Origin of the sequence: Mesorhizobium sp. M5C.F.Ca.IN.020.29.1.1, assembly GCF_003997375.1 — a bacterium.
GTDB lineage: Bacteria > Pseudomonadota > Alphaproteobacteria > Rhizobiales > Rhizobiaceae > Mesorhizobium > Mesorhizobium wenxiniae.
This window is the reverse complement of record NZ_RZSW01001076.1, coordinates 1-856: the sequence shown is the minus strand read 5'-3', so window position 1 is coordinate 856 and position 856 is coordinate 1. Positions and strand designations below refer to the sequence as shown.

Genomic DNA, 856 nt, shown 5'->3' with positions numbered 1-856 from the left:
CCGCCAAATGGGCGAGAACGCTGCGTGCCAGCCGGAAGAATCCCAGCGTGCCCGGCCGGCCGCCATAAAGCTCCGACAGGCGGCGAATCAGCCGGCCCGCTTCGAACACGACATAGGCGACGTCGACCAGAGCGCGAGGGCTGACCGCCGTCACCAGCGACACGCGCTTTGCCGCTTCGAGGATCATCACCTTGGCGCGCGCATCGAGAGGGCCGAGGATTTCGGTCTCGGCCAGGCGCACCAGATTGCCACCGTCGATGATCTCGTCGCGCAGGTCAGCCAGCGCGCGTCTGCCGGCCGCGGTTTCGGGCTTGGCCGCGACGAAGGCCGAGAGTTCGTCGACCACGGCGCGAGCGGCCTTCGGATCGTCGCGGGCAATGGCGTCGAGTGCCCGCTTCTGCAGTTTTTCGACCTCGGCGAGGCGGGTGATCGCCAGGAATTCGCGGACGAGGATGATCAGAAGCGCCAGCAGCGCGATCACGGCCATGCCGGCAGCCAGCCAGCCCAGCCATTCGGCACGCGCGAACAGATCGCGAATCAGCTGGTCGGTCCAAAGGCCGAGGGCCAGCGAAACTAGAACGCCCAATGCGCCAAACAACAAGCCACCGAGCATCGAACGCTTACGCGGCGCGGTCGCCGGCGGCGGTTCGGCGGCGATAATATCTGGCTCGTCGAAAACGTCGATTTCCGCCGGAGTGACGACGGCAAGATCAGCCTTCACGGTGCGCGGCTTTCTGGCCGATGGAGCGTCAGGCTGGCGCAAGGCTGCCTTTTCTTTTGGCAGGGCTTCCGGTTCGATGCGAAATGCCGCCGGCTTGCGGGGCGCGGTCATGCCAGATGATCTCCGATCAGGAAC

1 protein-coding gene is annotated in these 856 nt (G+C 65.9%); it reads right to left on the bottom strand.

Annotation, left to right across the window (positions count from 1 at the left end):
* On the bottom strand, positions 1–832 hold an 832-nt coding region (locus EOA85_RS36315; RefSeq protein ID WP_127212804.1), incomplete at its 3' end, for a TIGR01620 family protein.
* Positions 833–856: the final 24 nt, after the last annotated feature.